Source organism: uncultured Methanobrevibacter sp., assembly GCF_902764455.1.
Classification (GTDB): Archaea; Methanobacteriota; Methanobacteria; order Methanobacteriales; family Methanobacteriaceae; genus Methanocatella.
This window is the reverse complement of sequence record NZ_CACWVY010000002.1, coordinates 20,137-36,440: the sequence shown is the minus strand read 5'-3', so window position 1 is coordinate 36,440 and position 16,304 is coordinate 20,137. Positions and strand designations below refer to the sequence as shown.

Sequence of the window (16,304 nt, the reverse complement as noted above, 5' to 3'; positions counted from 1 at the left end):
AGTCTTAATTATTTTTGTGATATGTCAGCAATATTTCATTAAATTTTTTGTTTTCCTGTTTTTCAATTTGTTTGTATTGTGATTGGTGTTTGGCATCATTGTAGTTATACTCTCCGTCATGATTTAATTGATAAATTTTTTGCGTTTTGTATATCTCATAGGATTTGTCCAATGTATCGTAGAATGCATCTTCATCAATTTTACTTGGAGGAGTATTTTTGATTAATTTTTCAATGTCATTGTCAATTTTCTCGCCGGGCCATGTAATTTCATAGATTTCTTTGCCACTTGCAAAATATGCATGTGACCAGTTTCCATGGTGGATTTTACTGTACTGATAGAAATGCCTCACAGGATGGTTGTCTATTGACAAATCCTCACTTGAATCCTGTTCTTCCGCCCAAAGGCCGATTGCATTAACTACATTATCACTGACGCATCGGATTGAAAAATCATTGTCTAATCTGTACATATCGTTTTTAAGCTCTCCGCCCTGATATTTGGAAGGAATCTCAAAATCAACTCCGTTGACTGTAACATTTGAGCTTGCAAAAACGCAGCCTAATAGCAGCAATGTTAATGTTAATGCAAGTAAAAATTTTTTCATATTTATCTATTGTTTTTTGATAATTAAAAAACTTTTTATACACAACTTACAAATATATTATTATGGCAAAGGATGATAGAAGCAGTGTCAATCCATTTACTGGAAAGTCACATTTTGATATTGTCAATGATGATAAATTTCTTCAGGAGTCTTATAATGAATATTACGCCATGATTAATCAGGCGCAACTTCTGGATAATACTCCAAATGGTCAGATTGTTAGAAACGTTGCCATCAATTTGATTCAGGCTGTTGAAAATTATTTGGCTCAAATTGGAAGAAGTGATTATACGGCAGATTATTATGATTGGGATTTCCATCTGGTAGCAGACAATACTGTAAATGCGTTTTGCATGCCTGGTGGAAAAATAGTAATGTTTTCAGGAATTCTTTCAGTTGCAAATACTGAAGAAAAGGTTGCATTTATTTTAGGCCATGAAATGGCTCATGCACTTCTTGACCACTCTAGAACCAGGCTCAGTGCTCAAAATGCTCAAAATGCAATCACTTCTGCTGCCTGGATTGGAAGCTTTGCACTGGACCTTGTCGGTTTGGGAGGAATGGGAGACCTTACAAGAGCTGCAACCAATGTTGCAAGTGTTGGTTCTCAATTTCTTTTGATGAATCCTTGGGGAAGAGATCAGGAACTCGAGGCAGATAAACTGGGTATGATGATAATTCACTGGGCAGGTTATGACATATCTTCAATTCCTGCATTTTGGCAGTCCATGGCAGGAGGAAATCCTAATAACCATGATTTTTTCTCAACACATCCTGCAGATTCAAAAAGGATAGCTGTAATGAATGAACTTATTGATGAAATTGAAAATCAGAAAGATTTTTATTCTGCTCCTGTTCTGGGGGATGTTCCAAAACCTAAAGAAGAATATAAGTCTTCCCATATGGTTGGGGAAAATATTGTGAAGTATTGTGAGAATTGCGGTAATCAGGAAGATATTGATGCTAAATTCTGTACTAATTGTGGAGCTCAATTTGTTGATGAGTTGAAATGTTTGAAATGTGGCGCTTCTATTGAAAAAGGCGATAAATTTTGTACAAATTGTGGAAATAAACTTTAAGGAGGAACAATATGATTGATGAAGAAGTTATACATCACGTTAATAAATCATCTTATAGGGTTAAAGTATTAAAATCTCTGAATGATGAGCCAAAAATACCGAAAAATGTTGCCGCTGACTGTGGCATATTACAAAACCACATATCTACTGTCTTGGCTGAATTATGGGATTTGGGTTTAATAGTATGTATTAATCCTGATGCTAAAAAAGGTCGTGTATACAGGCTTTCTGAAGAAGGCGAAGAGATAATAGACAAGCTGGTTTAAATCTTTTTTTTATTCTTTAATTTTTTTTCTCAAAACAGAAAAGTTTATATACACCCTCAAGTTAATATATTGTGTGTAAGTTATTAACAACTTATTAACCACATGACTGGAGGATGAAATAATGGAAAAAGAAAGACCATTTGATGAAAAATTGGATTTGATTTTCTTAATCGACAGAAGTGGATCCATGTATAACTCTGTAGAAGACACAATCGGCGGGTTTAACTCTTTTATTGAAAAGGAAAGGGCAAAAAAATTAGATACAAAAGTAACTGTTGTTCTTTTTGACGATGAATATGAAGTTTTATACAAAAGAAAAACTATTGATGAAGTTGAAAAACTCACAAGTGATGAATACTATGTCAGAGGTACAACTGCTCTTCTGGATGCAATCGGTAAAACAATAACTTCTCTAGATAGGGAGATTGAAAATAAGGCGTTATTTGTAATAATGACTGATGGAAAAGAAAATGCTTCAATTGAATTTTCAAAATCCCAAATTAAGAACATGATTAACAATCATAAATGGGAATTCCTGTTTATTGGTGCTGACATTGACTCCTACTCAGAAGCAAATGGAATAGGCATTAGAAAATCAAGAGCTGCACATTACAAAAAAACTAAAAATGGTGTAAATGACTTATTCTCTTCAGTTGAAAATGCATCCCTGTATATGAGATCAGATAGAAGTTTGGATGATGGGGAATGGAAAAAAGATTTAAAAAAATATGATTAATTTTCATATTCGCTTAAATCTTTAATGTCTGATGTCTTGAAGGCTCTTTTTCGCCTCATACAACTTTCACAAACACCACAATGTTTGTCATTTCCTTTATAACAGGAATAACTCAATTCCATTGGAGCACCAACCTCAACTCCTAACTTTACTATTTCCTCTTTATCTAAATCAATGGCTGGTGCTTCAATTTTAATATTGTCTGGTGAACCAACACCAATCAATTCATTGAATTTTTCCAGATACTTTTTTGAATTGTCCGGAAATGTTGCAGCTTCTTCTGCATCCCATCCGACAATTATGATTTCTGCACCTATGCTTTCAGCATATGACAGGGCAATTGAAGTAAAAACAGTGTTTCTTGCAGGAACCCAGACACTGCTTGCACTTTCACTGCTTTTTTCAACATCGTCCAAATCATCCAGAGATACTTCGGGTATTTCTTCTGAGGTATTGAGGCTTGATGTGCTTATTTTTGAAAGCCAGTCCAGATTTATGACTTCATGTGTCCAATTCATTTTTTCACATATCTTTTTTGCAGCTTCCAATTCTCTTTTAAATGCTTTTTGACCATAATTGAATGTTATTGCATGAATTTCATAGTCTTCTGCATAAACGCTTGTTGCAACAGTACAGTCAAGACCTCCTGAAAGTACGGCAATTGCTTTTTTCATTCTATCATCTCTTTAACTTTTCTTAATGGGATTTCACTGTCTTCTGCAATTCTTTTTAAATCTTCATATTCTGGTCTTTTTGAGATTATCTCTCCGTTAATGTAAGCTATTTTAAATGTAACTTCATAATCGTTGCCGTTAATGTTGAATGTTTCTTTAACAAATTCTCTTTTGGCAACTCCTCTGTGCAGATTTGGAGATATTCTGATTCCCAGACTTCCGGTTTCAATAAATATGGCTTCAACCAGTTTTTCTCTATTTTTCCTTGCTGAAATCACTTTTAAAAGGCTTCCCTGACGATTTTTCTTCATAATTATTGGAGTGATGGAAACGTCACTTGCTCCAAGACTCATAAGCTTGTCAAACAAATAACCGATTTCCTCTCCGGTCAAATGGTCGATATTGGTTTCAATAACATCAATCTTATCACTTTCGGTAATATCTGATGTTTCAATGACTCTTAAAACGTTCGGATGGTCAAAGTCTTTTTTGCCCGCTCCATATGCTACCTTTTCAGGCTTTACAAGGGGAATGAATTCCTTGATTTCGTCACAAATTTCTGCATAGATTGCCGAACCTGTAGGTGTTGCAAGTTCACTGGCAACAGGTCCTCCAACAATTTTTGCATCTTTTAGAATTTCAACAACGGCAGGTGCCGGAACAGGAATTATTCCATGAGCTGTTTTGACTCTTCCACCTCCAACAGCAATCGGAAGGCCGATTATTTTTTGTTTGTCCAAATTGAGTGAATAGTATGCATATATTGACCCGACTACATCTGCAACTGCATCACTTGCTCCAACTTCATGAAAATGAACTTCACTTAGGTCTTTACCATGCACTTTTGCTTCAGCTTTTGCAATTCTTTCAAATACTTTAACGGAAGTCTTTTTAACTTTTTCATCCAAATCCAAATTTTCAATCTTTTTGATAAATTCAGGATAATTAATTGGAGGTTTTGTTTCAAGCATTTCAACATGGCAGTATGTTGAGCTGATTCCATGTTTAAGCACTTTTTCAAATTTCACTTCCACTTCTCCAAATTCATGGGCCGATTTTTCCATGATTTGCTTAAGTTTTTCACAGTCGGCGCCTAAATCTGCAAAAGCACCAATAATCATATTTCCAGCTATTCCGCTAGATTGCGGGTCAATAATAATTGTCATAAAATAGTTCCTTTTCCATTCAGTTAATATAAAATTTAAATTAAATAATTAATATATTATATGTATTAATGATAGTTTGGTCATTGTTATGGAAAGTAAAAAAATTGAGATTATAGAAAAGGATTATGGAATGTGCATTAACAATTCGAATCATTTTTTGGCCTTCAGTGATTTTACTGTAAGTGACGGCATTGATATTGTGGAAAATATAAATGTTCTAAAGGCAAAAGATGATTTTGAAGCTACTGCAAAAAGGGCCGAGGCATTTAACCAATCTCAGGGAGCATATATTGCACAGGCAACAGATTCCATAAATTACTTTGTAAATTCCTATGGTGATTTGACTATTTTTACATTTCTTTCAAATGATGTTGTAATTGAAGAGTTTACAGACAGTCTTAAGGTTGCAAACTCTCCAAAGGGATTTGTGGATGCAAAAATCAATATAAGTCATGTGGTTTACATAGACAAGCTATTGTCTCCAAAGAATTTGCTTAAGCTGTTTAAAGTCATAACAAATATCAAGGCAAAGGTTCTCTCCAACATTGCGCTGCCGTTTCATATTCAGAATATATTGAACTGTGATGATTTTCTTGCAGTATTATCAAATGTTAATGTTAATGATGAAAGTCTGGACATTAACAATGCCGAATTTGATGAATTTGACTATGAAGAGTTAAAAATACAAATCGAAGAGGCTGTCGAAATAAGTATTGAGGATGCATTTGAGAGAATGGATTTGACTTTTGGAATTTTGGATTATTTTGTTTCTGAAGGAATCCTGATTGGGGATTTGGTGGAGGCTGGAGTGGAACTTCTTGAAGATGTCGAAGTAACGCCTGAACTGGAAAGTAAGCTTGAAACCCAAATTCTAAAATCTTTAAGTGACATCAATGTTATTGCACTTTTGGTAGCGGCATTAAGAACAGAACATGATCTTGCAGGCAATCGCATCAGGGAAGTGGACATGGGTAATGATTCTGGAAGTTTATACTTTCGCAAAGTTTTGGGGCTTGCCGTTGCAAATCAGATTGCCGGAACTAAAGCTGCCTTTAACTTTAAAAGATATGATGAAGCTAAACCTGGAATAATTTATGGACTTCCTCCAATTCTGGATGATGTTTTTGCAGGTCTGATTGCAGGATGTGTGTCAAAAATATTTGAGTGATAATTATGGAAAATGACGATTATTTTGAAGATGAGGAATTCTCACCGGTAAGGTCTCTTTTAGGACTTTTAACATTCTCAACAATTCTTCCGATTAATGTATTTACATCTATTGAATATATGACCAAACTCACATGGTGCTGGCCGTTTTTACATATATTTGTCGGGATTCTGGCGGCTATTTGCGGATATGTCTCTCTTGATTTGCTGCATCTGAATTCATTTTTCACTGCAGTCATTGTTTATGCATTTTTAATGCTTATCACAGGATATAATCATCTTGACGGTGTAATGGACATGGCCGATGGGGTTATGGTTCATGGAACTCCTGAAAAGAAAATCCGAGTCATGAAGGATTCTTCTGTAGGGTCAGGTGGTGTTGCCACATTATTTTTAGTAGCCAGCCTGACAATTGCAGGTCTTTATAACATTTTGGATTATCATTTCATTTTTGGAATAATAATCTGTGAAATGTCTGCTAAAACATCTTTGCTTACAACTGCACTTCTTTCAAAACCTCTGACTCCTGGAATAGGCAGTTATTTTATAAATGAAACCAATGCTGTCAATTATTTTGCATCAACAGCAGTTATTTTGGTTATTGCATTTCTTCTGGGCAGTTATGTAGGTTTGGCAGGTGTTGTGGGTGCCATGATTTCAGGTGTAATAATTGCCGCCATTGCAAGGAGAAATTTTGTTCTGGCGAACGGTGATGTGCTTGGAATGAGTAATGAAGTTGGCCGTCTGTTTTCATTATTGTTCATGGCAGTCATGTTATTCTACTTTTAAAGCAATTTTACAACTCTAAATCAATATTGAAGTTTTAAAAAGCATTAATTTAAATAATATGATGTTTAAAAGTAGTATTGATGAGATTTACCACTCTCCAAACTCAATTAACATATTTTCATTAATTTTCAATTATCATTTCATTTGATTGAATTTGCCTCCCCAAATTTGATTTCAGTGGTAATCTCATCTTTTTTAGAAATTATTATATATTTTCATGCTTAATCTATTAATGATATTATGAATGTTAATGTTTTAAGATTGGACCACAGATTAAAAAGGGATACTCGTATAACAACTCATGTATGTTTGACCGCACGTGCATTTGGAGCAAGCAAAATTTACCTTGCAGGAGAAAGAGACAATAAGCTTATGGAAAATGTAAGGGATACTGCTTCAAGATTCGGCGGAAACTTTGAAATAGAATACACAGAAAGCTACATGGGTGTTATTAATAAATGGAAAGCTGATGGCGGAAAAGTAGTTCACCTGACAATGTATGGTTCACAGGCTCATGAAGTTGCTCCTGAAATTCGTGAAGACGGTTCTGATATTTTAATAGTTGTTGGTGGAGCCAAAGTTCCTGGAAAAGTCTATAAAGCAGCTGACTGGAATGTATCTGTAACAACACAGCCTCACTCTGAAGTGTCATCTTTGGCAGTTTTCCAGCACCTTCTGATGGACGGCAAGGAATTTGAACTGGAATTTGAAAATCCTGTTTTGGAAGTCATTCCTACTGCTCATGGAAAAAACGTTAATATCCACAATGAAAATCGTTAGGATATGAAGTCATCCAGTCTTTTGATGGCTTTCAATTTTTCTTCTTTTTTTATACGTGCCTGGTCAAGAGCATCTCTTATAGTTTCGATTGAATTGTCATAGACTTCTCTGTCGACAGGATATGGAAAACCGTCCTTTCCTCCATGTGTAAAACTGTATTTTACAGGATCCTTCCAGCTTGCAGGCTCTCCGTAGACAAGGTCAGATATTAATGCAAGTGCTCTTATTTTTTTAGGCCCAATTCCCTGAAGCAGTATAAGCTCTTCATAGTTTTCAGGCTGTATTTCCCATGCTTTTGTTAAAACTTCAAATTCCTTATCGGAAATGTCCATGTCCAAAACGGGGTGATGTGCAGGCATGGTAAAATCTTCCAGCAATGACTGATTGTCTTTTCTTTTGAAATATTGTCTTAAATGATTGGGATTGTCATTAATTAAATCCACACTTATCTTTTGAGCCTCTTTGCTTTCTTCGGAAGGCATATTCAATGTTTGAGGAGTCATTTGGTCACATGAAATTCCGCTGTGAGGGTCATTTAGCAGATCTTCAACTTCACTTCCAAGCCAGTGATACCTTCGGGCATACTTGTTTTCTGTGTTTAGGCCCTGCTGGACGACAGCCCAGTCTCCCTTTTCTGTAACAAAAAAATTATGCTGATATAAAGTGTATCCATCCTGAATACAGGAATTATCGATTTTTGCAGACAGTTTGCTTGTCTCAACCAGCTTTTCGGTTGTTTTTGTCTTTAGGTTGAACACTTCTCCTGCATGCTCAATACCTTGCGGTGTTTTTCTGGATTTGGCACCTTTTCCTCCGGTTAAATAAATTCCATGCTCTTCTGGGTCAAGTGATGCTTTCAGCGCTCCAAGTGTGGTTGTTGTGGTTCCGGAAGAATGCCAGTCAAAACCTAAAACGCAGGAAAATGCCTGAAACCAGTAAGGATTGGAAATACGATTTAAAAATTCGGATATGCTGTACTCTTCAATGATAACTGAAGCTAGCGCTCCTGACAGGTCTACCATTCTTGTAAACAACCATTTTGGAGGATGTCCTCCATGTAGTGGTAAATTGACTGCGCCTCTTCTTTGCATGAAATATAATATATTTTTTATAAATAATAGCATTTTGCCGAGAGCATCTGACAAGTATTATTCGGTTGTCAATTTAAACAGTTTTTATCTATAGGTGTAAGAATGCTTCTTAATCATTTGGCTTTTTGGAACTTAATTATAATTTGAACAGCATAATCTTGATTGATATTAAGTTTTATCAGATAATCATAATTTTTTTTCTTTTTTAAACTTTAAGCACTATCAAGTGATTTTGCAAATAATATTTCAGTTAATGCCTTTTTGGCGAATTCAGTGAAAGATATATGGGTTCAATTTCTAAATTCTAAAATTAAATTAAACTATATAAATTATTTCAAATAATATAAAATTAATATGATTAAAATGAATTCATTTAATTTAGCTAAAAGAATATCTTTTGCAGGGTTATTGTTATTGATTTTATTTATTTCACTCAGTTCTATTCATGCAGGTGATGTAAATGAAACCATATTGAATTCTAATGATGATTCTACCTTTTTTATTAAAGATGATGCTCTATTGAAAATTGATGGAGAATCTGTAATTAATGATGGTGCAGAGGAGCAAAAAAACCGGACAGAATTGACATCACCAACATCCAAGACATATTATGGTGGAAATTATGAGGTAACTCTAATTGATTCAAACACTGGTGAATCCTTGGCTAATAAAACAGTTACTTTCTCAATAAATAATGTAGAATATTCTGTAAATACTAGTTCCAATGGTGTTGCAAGTGTTAATCTGAAATTGAATCCTGGAAGTTATCTTGCAACTGCCTATTTTGCAGGTGATGACAATTTCAATGCCAGCAATAACCTGTCAGGTCAGGTTAAGCTATTAAATACCATCACGGCAAAGGATGTTACAAAATATTATAAGGGAAGTAAAAATTATCAGGCAACATATCTGGACTCAAATGGGAAAGCATTAAAGAATAAAAATGTTGCAATAACGGTCAACGGGAAAAAATACACCCGAAAAACCGATGCCAACGGTGTTGCAAGCCTTGCAATAAATCTTAAACCTGGCACATATAAGGTAACCGCAACTAATCCTGTCACTGGCGAGCAGTTAACAACTACTTTTAAAATTTTAACAACCGTCAGTGCTTCTGATCTTAAAAAGGTAAGGGGAGACAGCAAAAGCTTTGTTGTGAAATTTTTGAAAAGCAACGGAAAGGCATTGGTCAAAAAGCAGGTTAAAGTCAAAATCAATTCCAAAGTATATTACTACAAAACAAATCAATACGGCAAGATAAAATTGTCTTTCAATGCCTTTAAAAAAGGAACATATGCTGTGACTTCATATAATAATGACGGGTTGTCACAGACCAGTACCGTTAAGATTTATAATATTGCAACCACTAAATTGTCTGTTAATGTTCCTGATGATTATATTATACTTCCAAATGGCAGTAAAAATGTTAAAATCAAGTTCTCAACCAGTTTGGGTGGAGATTCCAATGTCGGAAAGTCCATAAGAATCAAAATCAATGAAAAAACATATTACAGGAGCACTGATAGTAAAGGTGTTGTTAATTTTAACTTGCCTGTAACTGAGGGCATTTTCGCTGTTGATTACTGGTATGTGGGAGATAAATTTTTCAAGCCGGTTAAAATGACAACTTCCGTTACTGTACTTAAAACCAATGACACTCAACTGAGTGTCAAAGGGCTGAAATCTTTCGGTTATGGTGCAGGCAGCTTATTTAAGGTTATTTTCAAGGCAGGCAATGTTCCTTTGGCCAAAAAGACTGTGTCTTTTAATGTTGCAAATCAGACTTACTTGGCAACAACGGATAATGGAGGAATTGCTTCAATTCCAATTAATTTGGATATCGGCAATTATACTGTTAATTTTACTGCTCCTGCAGATTCCATTGTGAAGGCAGCTTCAGGATCATGTGATATTGATGTTTTTAAAAGAAGCAATCCTAAACTTACATGGGAATGTGGTGGTGTATATAATAATGATTTACAATCATTTGGAGTGTTACTGGTCAATTCTGATGGAACGCCTGTTTCAGGTGGGAAAATAATATGGACAGTAGGTAGTAAAACCTACAATGTCAAAACCTCATCAGATGGATATGCTGCCATAAAAACCAAGGTGCCTTCAGGTAAATACGAGATTTCAGTCAGTTTTATTGGAAGCAATGATTATCTTCCGGTTTCAATATCTAAAAATATCAATGTCAAATCTTCCAAATATGGCGGCGGACTTAATGTGAAAGATGAAGGATATTATTCAAATGAATATCTCCAGCCATCAAGTCATTGTCAGGTTAATGCCCCTAAAATTAAATCCTTGGTTAAATCATTGACTAGTGGTTTAACAAGTGATATGGATAAGGCTAAGGCAATTTTCAACTATGTAAGGGATAATGTTAGATATAGTTATTATTATGACACCAAACATGGTGCAACAGGCACATTAAATGCTAAAAGAGGTAATTGTGTTGACCAGTCTCATTTATTGATTTCAATGTATAGGACAGCTGGTTTGAAGGCCAGATACGTTCATGGAACATGCTTCTTTGGCCAGCATTGGTATGGTCATGTCTGGACTCAGGTTTTAATTGGTACAACATGGTTTGCCGGTGATCCGATTAGCTATGGAAATTCCTTGGGTAAAATTAAAAATTGGAATACTCATACATACGGATTGCACAGCAGATATGTAAGTCTTCCATTTTAATTTTATTTTTTTAAATTACATCTATTTTTTACACTAATGTTGCTATTAAACAAAACTTTAATAAATGATGGTTACTAAAATTATTAGTGTTATATTTCTTAACAAATTATTTAATCAAAATTATAAAGGAGCTATTATTATGGCTATAGATAACGGAGATTTTGTAAGAGTAAACTTTACTGGTAAAATAAAAGAAACTGAAGACGTATTTGATACTACTTATGATGAAATTGCACAGGAAACAGGTATTTTTGATGAAAATAAAACTTACAAACCAATTCCAATTGTTGTTGGTGGAAACCATTTATTACCTGCAATCGAAGAAGCAATCATTGGTTTAGAAGAAGGAGACACCAAACACATTGAAGTTGATTCTGACAGTGCATTTGGACCAAGGGATCCTAAATTAATTCAATTAGTCCCTATGAAAGAATTCAAAAAACAAGGCATGACTCCTGTTCCTGGTATGAGAATTCAATCTGAAGGAACATCTGGTAAAATCTTAACTGTCAATGGTGGAAGAGTAAAAGTGGACTTCAACCACGAATTAGCAGGAAAAGACTTAGTTTACGATGTTGAAGTTACTGAAATCATTTCTGATGAAGAAGAAAAAATCAAAAGTATGATTGAGTTACACTACTCCAATCCTAATGTTGATATTGATAAAACTGAAATTAACATCGTTGATGGTGTTGCAAACATCAAATTAGATGAAATGGCTAAATTCGACCAACAATCTTACATGGACGTTACCTTTGCAAGATTCAGAATAGCTAAAGACATCTGGGATAATATCGAAGATATTACCAAAGTTAACTTCGTCGATGAATTCGAGAAAAGAGAAGAATCCGACGACGAAGAAGATGAAGAATAAGTTATTCAATAACTTTTCTTTTACTTTTTTTTGAATAATTATTAACTCCCTCTTTTTTTACTATTTTTTTCACACTGTTTTGCCCTAAAATATTATATTCTATATAAAATATAACTTATATTATATAATTTATAAGGAGAAAAATAATGTTTGGAAGACAGAAGGGTATAAGTCTCAGTAATTGGATATTGATTGGGATGATTTTAGGTATGGCCACTGGTCTGATACTTAATTTTTTTGTACCTGATTCATTTTTTAAAAATATTATTCTTGTAGATAATGTTTTTTATTTGGGTGGAAATTTATTTATTAAATTAATGAAAATGCTTGTTGTACCTCTTGTTTTCTGTTCGATTGTTGTCGGTGCGTCATCAATTTCGGATATACGAAAAATTGGTACAATTGGTGGGAGAACAATTCTTATTTATCTTATAACTACTGCATTAGCTGTTACAATTGCTCTTGGAATAGGTATGTTAATTAAACCTGGTGTGGGTTTAAACATGGCTGTAACCTCTCAAGCGGGAAATGTTACTCTTAATCAGACAATGACTGATACAATTTTGAATATGGTTCCTGACAATCCTTTAAATTCTCTTGCAAGTGGAGATATGATCCCTGTAATTATTTTTGGATTGCTCATTGGGGTAATATTGGCTAAATTAAGGGAAGAAACTGATGTTATTAATACTTTTTTCAATCAAGGAAACAGGATCATGATGGAGATGACTTCCATAGTCATGAAATTTGCTCCAATTGGTATTTTCTGTTTGATGGCCAGAACATTTGCAGGATTAGGATTTGATGGTTTGCTTCCTTTGGGAAAATATATTTCATGTGTTTTACTTGGATTGGCGATTCAGGCATTCATAGTCTATCCGTTCTTGCTTGTTATTTTCACAAGACTGAATCCGATAACATTCTTTAAAAAATTCATTTCAGTCATGTTTTTCGCATTTTCATCTTCAACTTCAAATGCTACAATCCCGTTGAATTTGGAAAAATTAGCCGAGATGGGAGTTTCAAAGGATGTTTCTTCATTTACAATTCCTCTGGGAGCAACTATTAATATGGATGGAACTTCAATCATGCAGGGAGTTGCCGTCATGTTTGCAGCTCAGGCATATGGTATGGATTTAGGAACATCAGCACTTTTAACTGTAATTTTCACAGCCGTAATGGCGTCTATTGGAACAGCCGGTGTTCCGTCTGTTGGTCTTATTACATTAACTATGGTATTCAATTCTGTAGGCATTCCTGTTCAGGCAATCGGAATTATTTTTGGAATAGACCATATCCTGGACATGTTCAGAACTGCAGTAAATGTTGCTGGTGATGCAATATGTACCATTATTGTGGCATTTAAAAACAACTCTATGGATGTTGATGTATTCAAGGGTAAAAAAGAGATGAACGAAGAGGATAAAGTATTGGTTGATGAAATAAGCATAATTTAGTTATTATGCTTATCCTATATTTTTTTATTTTTATGGATGGCTATAATTCCTGGAATGTCTTTCACTTTCAGCTCATACATTGCTTCAATTCCTTCCCATTCAAATAAAACACATTTTTTTTCAAGCACCTTATTTGTAAGCAATGCTGCAACAGGTGGAGTTATTACAAAAATTGAATTGTTTTTATTCAGTGCTTCCGCACTTTCATCGCTTAACATTCCTTTACCGATATGGATTTTAACGCCGCTTTCGCTTAATTTTGGAATAGTTGATTCGATTTCCACTTTGCTGCTTGTTGTTGGAGCAATTCCTGCATCGCTGAATGCGGTATGCATGATGACTGATCCCTCTAATTCAAATGGCACGTCATCTTTTTCAATTAGTCTGACAAGCTGCGGCAGAGCAGCATCACGGCCTGTGTAGATAGTTCCTGAAATTGAAATCTTATCGCCTACATTAAGATTTTCAAGTTCATCGTCCGTGATTGGTGTAGTCAATTTTATCATATGGATAATATTTTATTTTTTTATAATTTTAAAATTTTTGAATTTATCCCTGTTTTTCACAAGTTATTTAAATGTTTATTAACATAGATATAATACATTCTATATTTATTTATGATAAATATATTAGGAGATTATAAATTGATTATTATTGATGAAAATTTGTGTAAAGGATGTCATCTTTGCTTATTCATGTGTTCTCAGAACGTATATGCAATATCTCCGGATGTTAACAAAAAAGGAGTACAATTGCCTTTTGTCAAGTTCGAAGAGAGATGCAACAAATGCGGTACATGTGAAGTTGCATGTCCTGACCAGGCTATTACCGTGGACATGCCTGAAAACTGGTGGATGAAAGATGGTAATGATATTAACTTTAATCCTAATTTCACAAAAGGGAGAAAGTAGGTGTTAAAATGGCTGAAGAATTTTTTATTCAAGGAAATGAAGCATGTGCTAAAGGAGCAATAGCTGCGGGCTGCCGATTTTTTGCAGGTTATCCAATTACTCCTTCTACCGAGGTTGCAGAAACTTTAGCAAGAGAATTGCCAAAAGTCAGCGGTTCATTTGTTCAAATGGAAGATGAAATTGCTTCTGCGGGTGCTATCATCGGTGCTTCTTGGGGAGGAACCAAATCAATGACTGCAACATCAGGTCCGGGTATTTCTTTAATGCAGGAAAATATAGGTTATGCATTCATAAGCGAAACTCCGATAGTCATTGTCAATGTTCAAAGGGGTTCTCCTTCAACAGCTCAACCAACCATGGCCGCACAGGGGGATATGATGCAGGCACGTTGGGGATCTCACGGGGATTATGAACCTATTGCGTTATCTCCTTCAAGCGTACAGGAATTTTTTGATTTCACAATCAAAGCATTTAATTTAGCAGAACAATTCAGATGTCCAGTATTTGTAATGGCTGATGAAGTTATTGGGCACATGAGGGAAAAAATAATCGTAGAGGACGATATTGAAATCGTTCCTAGAAAAAGACCAGAAAAAACAGACAATTACTTGCCGTTTGAAAATGTTGAAAACGGTACAAATCCTATGCCGTCATTTGGTGACGGATTCAATATTCACGTAACCGGCCTTACTCACGATGAAAGAGGTTATCCTGACACTAACAATCCTGAAACTCATGATAAGCTTGTTCAAAGAATTTGTGATAAGGTTTTAAATAACAGAGACAAAATCTGCTCTGTCAAATCAGAACATTGTGAAGATGCAGACATTATTCTTGTTTCTTATGGGGCTCCTGTAAGGTCTGTTGTTGAAGCAACAAGAAAAGCAAGAGCTGACGGTAAAAAAGTGGGTTATGTTAAAATAGACACTCCATGGCCGTTCCCTGAAGAACAGTTGAAGGAACTGACTGCAAATGCTGATGATGTTATTGTAGTAGAAATGAATTTAGGTCAAATGTATTATGAAGTTGACCGTGTACTTAAAAGAGACGCTAATGTTCATTTATTGGGAGTTATTGGAGGTCTGTTGCCAACTCCTGATGAAATCTTGGATGTAATTGATAAGAAAGGAGGAAACTAAAATGGCTCAATATAAGGAAAATAGATTTCTCCCATATTTAAGAGAAGACAGATTACCTCATATTTTCTGTCCGGGCTGTGGAAACGGAGCAATCATCAATGCATTCCTTGCAGCTATGGAAAAGGCGGAAATGGACTTTGACAATATTGCAATGGTTTCCGGTATTGGATGTTCTTCAAGAATTCCAGGTTATTTGAAATGTGATTCACTTCACACTACTCACGGAAGAGCATTAAGCTTTGCTACCGGTTTAAAAACAGCTAATAAGGATTTGGATGTTGTTGTATTTACTGGTGACGGTGATGCGGCTTCCATCGGTGGTAATCATTTAATTCATGCAGCCAGAAGAAATATTAATCTGACTGTAATTTGTATCAATAATAATATTTATGGTATGACTGGAGGTCAAATCAGCCCTACATCTCCTAAGGGCAGTTTCGGAACAACCGCTCCATACGGTAATCAGGACGCTCCATTTAAATTGGCGGAACTTGTTGCGGCAGCAGGTGCGACTTATTCAGCAAGATGGACAACTGTTCAAATAGAAAACCTTGTATTGTCCATTAAGGAAGGTTTAAAAAATCCTGGATTTTCATTTATTGAAGTTGCAACCCAGTGTCCAACATATTATGGTCGTAAGAATAAACTCAGAACTCCTACTGCAATGGCTGCAGTAATGAAAGCAAACACTGTATATAAATCTGCTGCAGATAGGATGAGGCCAAAAGACTTGGAAGGTAAAATTGTTGTTGGTGAATTTGCTAAAACTCAAAAAGATGAATTCACACAAAGCATTGATAAGATTAGTGTAGAAAAATCTGGTAAGAAAACTCTTATCAATTCTGCATATGAAACAGAGTTATAGGTG

General features: G+C 35.0%; 17 protein-coding genes. 12 read left to right on the top strand and 5 right to left on the bottom strand.

Features of this window, described 5'->3' with window-relative positions:
* Positions 1–4 precede the first annotated feature (4 nt).
* Complete coding sequence (locus QZU75_RS00835) at positions 5–607, bottom strand: hypothetical protein (RefSeq protein WP_296881050.1); 603 nt, start codon at positions 605–607, stop codon at positions 5–7.
* 62 nt (positions 608–669) lie between these two features.
* Between QZU75_RS00835 and QZU75_RS00830 the strand changes: the two genes are divergently transcribed.
* From QZU75_RS00830 to QZU75_RS00820, 3 genes are all read left to right on the top strand, one after another.
* A complete protein-coding gene (locus QZU75_RS00830) occupies positions 670–1,686 on the top strand; it encodes a M48 family metallopeptidase (RefSeq protein WP_296881049.1) in 1,017 nt (338 codons plus the stop codon).
* 11 nt (positions 1,687–1,697) lie between these two features.
* Entirely contained in the window at positions 1,698–1,952 is a 255-nt protein-coding gene (locus QZU75_RS00825; RefSeq protein WP_296881048.1) for a transcriptional regulator, read from the top strand.
* Between the two features lie 121 nt (positions 1,953–2,073).
* The gene (locus QZU75_RS00820) at positions 2,074–2,688 is read left to right on the top strand and encodes a vWA domain-containing protein (RefSeq protein ID WP_296881047.1); all 615 of its coding nucleotides are present in this window, start codon (positions 2,074–2,076) and stop codon (positions 2,686–2,688) included.
* Here QZU75_RS00820 and queC read toward each other — a convergent pair.
* Together queC and larC are read right to left on the bottom strand one after the other, a co-directional pair.
* Positions 2,685–3,362: a 7-cyano-7-deazaguanine synthase QueC gene (gene queC, locus QZU75_RS00815; protein WP_296881046.1), complete on the bottom strand. Its 678-nt coding sequence runs from the start codon at positions 3,360–3,362 to the stop codon at positions 2,685–2,687. The two genes, QZU75_RS00820 and queC, sit on opposite strands and share 4 nt — an antisense overlap.
* The gene (gene larC / locus QZU75_RS00810) at positions 3,359–4,528 is read right to left on the bottom strand and encodes a nickel pincer cofactor biosynthesis protein LarC (protein ID WP_296881045.1); all 1,170 of its coding nucleotides are present in this window, start codon (positions 4,526–4,528) and stop codon (positions 3,359–3,361) included. Before larC ends, queC begins: the two co-directional genes overlap by 4 nt.
* Before the next feature lie 88 nt (positions 4,529–4,616).
* Between larC and QZU75_RS00805 the strand changes: the two genes are divergently transcribed.
* The 3 genes from QZU75_RS00805 to QZU75_RS00795 all read left to right on the top strand — a co-directional run bounded on the left by QZU75_RS00805 (position 4,617) and on the right by QZU75_RS00795 (position 7,264).
* Complete coding sequence (locus tag QZU75_RS00805) at positions 4,617–5,696, top strand: phosphatidylglycerophosphatase (RefSeq protein ID WP_296881044.1); 1,080 nt, start codon at positions 4,617–4,619, stop codon at positions 5,694–5,696.
* Positions 5,697–5,701: 5 nt separating this feature from the next.
* Positions 5,702–6,484 (top strand): adenosylcobinamide-GDP ribazoletransferase, encoded by a 783-nt coding sequence (gene cobS / locus QZU75_RS00800; RefSeq protein ID WP_296881043.1) that lies wholly within the window; start codon positions 5,702–5,704, stop codon positions 6,482–6,484.
* Positions 6,485–6,721: 237 nt separating this feature from the next.
* Complete coding sequence (locus QZU75_RS00795; protein ID WP_296881107.1) at positions 6,722–7,264, top strand: tRNA (cytidine(56)-2'-O)-methyltransferase; 543 nt, start codon at positions 6,722–6,724, stop codon at positions 7,262–7,264.
* Here the strand turns inward: QZU75_RS00795 and QZU75_RS00790 are convergent.
* Complete coding sequence (locus QZU75_RS00790; protein ID WP_296881042.1) at positions 7,261–8,355, bottom strand: DUF763 domain-containing protein; 1,095 nt, start codon at positions 8,353–8,355, stop codon at positions 7,261–7,263. The genes QZU75_RS00795 and QZU75_RS00790 overlap by 4 nt on opposite strands.
* A gap of 363 nt (positions 8,356–8,718) precedes the next feature.
* On the opposite strand from QZU75_RS00790, the gene QZU75_RS00785 reads away from it, so the two are divergent.
* From QZU75_RS00785 to QZU75_RS00775, 3 genes are all read left to right on the top strand, one after another.
* Positions 8,719–11,055 (top strand): transglutaminase domain-containing protein, encoded by a 2,337-nt coding sequence (locus QZU75_RS00785; RefSeq protein ID WP_296881041.1) that lies wholly within the window; start codon positions 8,719–8,721, stop codon positions 11,053–11,055.
* A 139-nt stretch (positions 11,056–11,194) separates the two neighbouring features.
* A complete protein-coding gene (locus QZU75_RS00780) occupies positions 11,195–11,929 on the top strand; it encodes a peptidylprolyl isomerase (protein WP_296881040.1) in 735 nt (244 codons plus the stop codon).
* A gap of 146 nt (positions 11,930–12,075) precedes the next feature.
* Entirely contained in the window at positions 12,076–13,386 is a 1,311-nt protein-coding gene (locus QZU75_RS00775) for a dicarboxylate/amino acid:cation symporter (protein WP_296881039.1), read from the top strand.
* A 14-nt stretch (positions 13,387–13,400) separates the two neighbouring features.
* Here QZU75_RS00775 and QZU75_RS00770 read toward each other — a convergent pair whose 3' ends face one another.
* Positions 13,401–13,892: a fumarate hydratase C-terminal domain-containing protein gene (locus QZU75_RS00770; protein ID WP_296881038.1), complete on the bottom strand. Its 492-nt coding sequence runs from the start codon at positions 13,890–13,892 to the stop codon at positions 13,401–13,403.
* Positions 13,893–14,030: 138 nt separating this feature from the next.
* Here QZU75_RS00770 and QZU75_RS00765 point away from each other — a divergent pair, with 138 nt between their 5' ends.
* From QZU75_RS00765 to QZU75_RS00755, 3 genes are read left to right on the top strand one after another with little or no spacing between them, the layout of a single operon-like run.
* On the top strand, positions 14,031–14,297 hold the full coding sequence (locus QZU75_RS00765) for a ferredoxin family protein (RefSeq protein ID WP_296881037.1): 267 nt from the start codon (positions 14,031–14,033) through the stop codon (positions 14,295–14,297).
* Between the two features lie 8 nt (positions 14,298–14,305).
* Positions 14,306–15,436, top strand: a complete 1,131-nt coding sequence (locus tag QZU75_RS00760) for a 2-oxoacid:acceptor oxidoreductase subunit alpha (protein WP_296881036.1) — start codon at positions 14,306–14,308, stop codon at positions 15,434–15,436.
* A 1-nt stretch (position 15,437) separates the two neighbouring features.
* Entirely contained in the window at positions 15,438–16,301 is an 864-nt protein-coding gene (locus QZU75_RS00755) for a 2-oxoacid:ferredoxin oxidoreductase subunit beta (protein WP_296881035.1), read from the top strand.
* Positions 16,302–16,304 lie beyond the last annotated feature (3 nt).

Excerpts from the sequence above, each read along its gene's own strand:
- QZU75_RS00835 (WP_296881050.1), bottom strand. The coding sequence starts at position 607 with ATGAAAAAATTTTTACTTGCATTAACATTAACATTGCTGCTATTAGGC.
- QZU75_RS00830 (WP_296881049.1), top strand. The coding sequence starts at position 670 with ATGGCAAAGGATGATAGAAGCAGTGTCAATCCATTTACTGGAAAGTCA.
- QZU75_RS00825 (WP_296881048.1), top strand. The coding sequence starts at position 1,698 with ATGATTGATGAAGAAGTTATACATCACGTTAATAAATCATCTTATAGG.
- QZU75_RS00820 (WP_296881047.1), top strand. The coding sequence starts at position 2,074 with ATGGAAAAAGAAAGACCATTTGATGAAAAATTGGATTTGATTTTCTTA.
- queC (WP_296881046.1), bottom strand. The coding sequence starts at position 3,362 with ATGAAAAAAGCAATTGCCGTACTTTCAGGAGGTCTTGACTGTACTGTT.
- larC (WP_296881045.1), bottom strand. The coding sequence starts at position 4,528 with ATGACAATTATTATTGACCCGCAATCTAGCGGAATAGCTGGAAATATG.
- QZU75_RS00805 (WP_296881044.1), top strand. The coding sequence starts at position 4,617 with ATGGAAAGTAAAAAAATTGAGATTATAGAAAAGGATTATGGAATGTGC.
- cobS (WP_296881043.1), top strand. The coding sequence starts at position 5,702 with ATGGAAAATGACGATTATTTTGAAGATGAGGAATTCTCACCGGTAAGG.
- QZU75_RS00790 (WP_296881042.1), bottom strand. The coding sequence starts at position 8,355 with ATGCAAAGAAGAGGCGCAGTCAATTTACCACTACATGGAGGACATCCT.
- QZU75_RS00785 (WP_296881041.1), top strand. The coding sequence starts at position 8,719 with ATGAATTCATTTAATTTAGCTAAAAGAATATCTTTTGCAGGGTTATTG.
- QZU75_RS00780 (WP_296881040.1), top strand. The coding sequence starts at position 11,195 with ATGGCTATAGATAACGGAGATTTTGTAAGAGTAAACTTTACTGGTAAA.
- QZU75_RS00775 (WP_296881039.1), top strand. The coding sequence starts at position 12,076 with ATGTTTGGAAGACAGAAGGGTATAAGTCTCAGTAATTGGATATTGATT.
- QZU75_RS00770 (WP_296881038.1), bottom strand. The coding sequence starts at position 13,892 with ATGATAAAATTGACTACACCAATCACGGACGATGAACTTGAAAATCTT.
- QZU75_RS00760 (WP_296881036.1), top strand. The coding sequence starts at position 14,306 with ATGGCTGAAGAATTTTTTATTCAAGGAAATGAAGCATGTGCTAAAGGA.
- QZU75_RS00755 (WP_296881035.1), top strand. The coding sequence starts at position 15,438 with ATGGCTCAATATAAGGAAAATAGATTTCTCCCATATTTAAGAGAAGAC.